Genomic DNA, 3,758 nt, shown 5'->3' with positions numbered 1-3,758 from the left:
CGAGCGCGTTGCGTTCCCAGGCCCGGCGCCTGCACACCTTCCTGACCACCACCGACCCCGCACCCCACCCCACCGACCTCACCCACACCACAGCCGTCGGTCGCACGCACTTCGCGTACCGGGCCGCGATCCTTCCCGACCAGGGCGACTTCAGCGCCGGCCTCGACGCGCTGATCGCAGGGCGGCCGACCGCTCAAGTGCTCACCGGGACAGCCGCACAGCCGGGGAAGACCGTCTTCGTTTTCCCGGGGACGGGTGAAGAGCCGGTCCCGGGCACGGGTTCGGGACCAGGGCTGGGTCTGGGGCTGGGGCCGGAGTGGGCCGTCATGGCGCGTGGACTGCTCGCCTCATCGCCGGTCTTCGCCACCCATGTGCGCGCCTGTGCCGAGGCCTTGCGGCCGTACCTGGACCACGACGTCCTCGACACGCTCGCAGCCGCCGAGCCCGGCGACCTCGGCGGGGCGGAGAGGGCGGAGCCCGCCCTCCTCTCCGTGGCGATCGGTCTGGCGCGGCTGTGGCAGCACCACGGCATCCAGCCGGATGCGGTCTTCGGACACGGGCAGGGGGAGATCGCCGCCGCTCATGTCGCCGGTGCCCTCACCCTCGACGAGGCCGCCTCCCTCTGCGCCGCCCGAGTCCGCGCCCTCGCCGACCCGGCTCTGGCCGACGCCTCGTCCCATGAGCGGGAGGAGTTCGTCCACGAGCGGCTGCATGCCGCCCTGGCGGGCATCACGCCACAACCGCCCGAGATCGACCTCTACTCGTCCCTCACGATCGGGCCGGTCGAGCCGCGGGACCTGACCCCGGACCACTGGTGCGGCGACCTGAAGGCGTCCCCCGTTCCCGGGGGCAACCTCCGTGCGCTCAGTGCGCTCCGTACGCTCATCGAGAGCGGCCACCAGTCCTTTGTCGAGATGAGTCCGGAGCCCGTCCTGACGTTCGCCGTCCAGCAGGTGGCCGGCACGGTGGCGGACGCCGACGTCGCGACGATCGCCAGCCTGCGCCGCGGCCATGGCGGGATCGAGGAGTACCACCGCAATCTCGCGGAGGCTCACGTCCGAGGGCTGACCGTCGACTGGTCCGTTCTGTACTCCGGGCGCGAGCACATCGAGCTGCCCACGTACCCCTTCGACCGACAGCGCTACTGGATCGATACCCAGGCATCCCACCGGCGGCGGCGCGACCGGGGCCACCCCCTGTTCGACAGCGTCGTTCCTCTTGCCGACCGCGACGAAGTGGCGCTGACCTGCCTGTTGTCCACGGACACTCATTCGTGGCTGGCCGACCACACCATTGACGGAACAACGATTCTCCCGGGTACGGCCTTCGTTGAGTGGGCTCTCCAGGCGGCCGGTCTCAGCGGCAGCTCCGCCGTCGCGGAGCTGACTCTCCTGGCGCCCGTGCGCATTCCCGAGGGGGCCGCGCTGGAACTGCAGCTCATCGTGGGCGCGGTCGACGAGGCAGGCGAGCAGAAGGTCACCGTGTACTCAAGACCCGCCGCCGACAGGCAGGACGGCCGCGAGTACCACGAGGGCCACGACGGCCAAGGGGGCGGCGGCCTCTCCTGGTCGCGCCACGCCACCGGCACGCTGGCACCGCGTACCGCGACGCAGCCGGACGAGACCTTCGACTTCGGCGTGTGGCCTCCCCCCGGCGCCGAGCCCCTCCCGGTCGACGGCGCCTATGACCGGCTGGCCTCGCTCGGATACGACTACGGCCCGGCGTTTCAGGGCCTGGAGGGTGCCTGGCGCGAGGGCCCTCATACGTATCTGTCGGTACGTCTCCCCGTCGGGACGGGCGTTGACGGTTACCTCATGCACCCCGCCCTGCTGGACGCGGCTCTGCATACGACCGTGCTCGACACCGCCATGGCCGACGGGGCGGTCCGGGTTCCCTTTTCCTGGAACGGTGTTCACGTCTTGTCGTCGGGTGGCGGGTCGGCGCTGCGGGTTCGCGTCTCCCCGGTCGGCGAGGACGCGATAGCCCTGTGGATCGCCGACGAGAGCGGGGCTCCGGTAGCTGTGGTCGAGTCGCTGGTTCTGCGAGCCGCCGCCGGGGACCGGGCCGACCACCCCGTCCGGTCGCTGTTCGGGATCGACTGGATCCCCCTCACCGCCACACCGGGTACGACCGACGCTGCCGCTGAACCCGACTGGTTTGTGCTCGGGGACGACGCTGCTTTCCTTTCCGTCTTCTCGGACTCCGGGCAGTCCGGTCCCGCTCTCGCGCCCGACCTGGCCACGCTCGGCGCGCGCATTGGCGACGGATCCATAGCGGCGCCGGACGCGGTGGTCGTGCCGTACCTGCAGCCACCCGCCGACGCCGCTGCCGGAGGGAACTTGACCGGCCTCCTTCCGGCCGCCGTCCACAGCACGGCATGCGATGCGCTCGCACTCGTACAGAGCTGGCTCACCGACCCCCGCTTCGCCGACACGCGCCTGGTCGTGGTGACGCGGGGAGCGGTGCGCCTTCGCGCGGACGAAACCAGTGACCAAGGCGCTGAGCTGCCCCACGATCTCGTGCACGCGCCGCTGTGGGGGCTGATCCGTACCGCGCAATCGGAGGAACCGGGCCGGTTCCTGCTGCTGGATGTCGACACGGCCGAGGTCGGCCGGGCCACGCTGTCCTCGGCCCTGGACAGCGGAGAGCCGGAACTGGCACTGCGGAAGGGCGAGTTGTACGTACCCAGGCTTGCGCCGGCGGTGTCACGGGACGCGGAGGACATCGGCCCGACGGAGCCCCTGGATACCGGTGGCACGGTCCTGATCACCGGGGGAACCGGTGCGCTGGGCGCACTGGTCGCCCGGCATCTCGTGGCCGAACACGGCGTGCGCCATCTCCTCCTGGTGAGTCGGCGCGGGCCGCAGGCGGCGGGAGCGGAGGGGCTGGAGGCCGAGCTGCGGGAGATGGGCGCACAGGTACGTGTCGCTGCCTGTGACACCGCCGATCGGGATGCACTGGCCCACACGCTGGCCGGCATTCCGGCCGAGCGACCGCTGACCGCGGTCGTGCACGCCGCGGGCATCATCCAGGACGCGACTGTCGGGTCCCTGAGCCCTGAGCAGATGACCGCGGTTCTGCGGCCGAAGGTCGATGCGGCCTGGCATCTGCATGAACTCACCCGGCACCTGCCGCTCTCGGCGTTCGTCCTCTTCTCGTCCATATCCGCGACCCTGGGCGCAGCCGGCCAGGGCAATTACGCCGCTGCCAACAGCTTCCTCGACGCGCTTGCCCAGCACCGGCGCGACCTGGCCCTTCCGGCCAGTTCATTGGCATGGGGCCTCTGGGAACTGGGCGACGGCATGGCAGGACGACTTGCCCGGGCCGACGTCGACCGGCTGGCGCGCGGCGGGCTGCTGCCCCTCACCGCCGAGCAGGGCCTGGGCATGCTCGATGCGGCCTGGACGATACGGCGCCCGGTGGTGGTGGCCGCCCGGCTGGACCTGGCATCGCTGCGGAAGCACCCCGCACCACGGCCGCTGTACAGCGGCCTGATCGGTACGGCCGTACGTACGGGGGCTACGGTCCCGGTCGGCGTCCGCGGTGTGGAAACCCCATGGGTCCAGGGGCTCGCGGAACTCACCGGCACCGAGCGGACGGCGTCGGTGCGGCGGCTCGTGCTGTCCGTGGTGGCGGAGGTGCTGGGGGCGGGAACCGTCGACGCCGGTTCCGCTCTGCGGGATCTGGGCTTCGATTCGCTGATGTCGGTGGAGCTGCGGAACCGGCTGTGTGAGGTGACCGGTTTGCGGCTGCCGACG

The 3,758-nt window shown here is 71.4% G+C and carries 1 protein-coding gene; it reads left to right on the top strand.

The features are described from left to right. Positions 1–3,758, top strand: a 3,758-nt coding sequence (locus ACIHCQ_RS44520) for an SDR family NAD(P)-dependent oxidoreductase (protein ID WP_399675081.1), incomplete at both ends; no start/stop codon positions are given.

Origin of the sequence: Streptomyces sp. NPDC052236, from assembly GCF_044548015.1 — a bacterium.
Classification (GTDB): Bacteria; Actinomycetota; Actinomycetes; order Streptomycetales; family Streptomycetaceae; genus Streptomyces.
The sequence above is the reverse complement of the archived record's forward strand: the minus strand, read 5'-3'. Positions and strand labels throughout refer to the sequence as shown.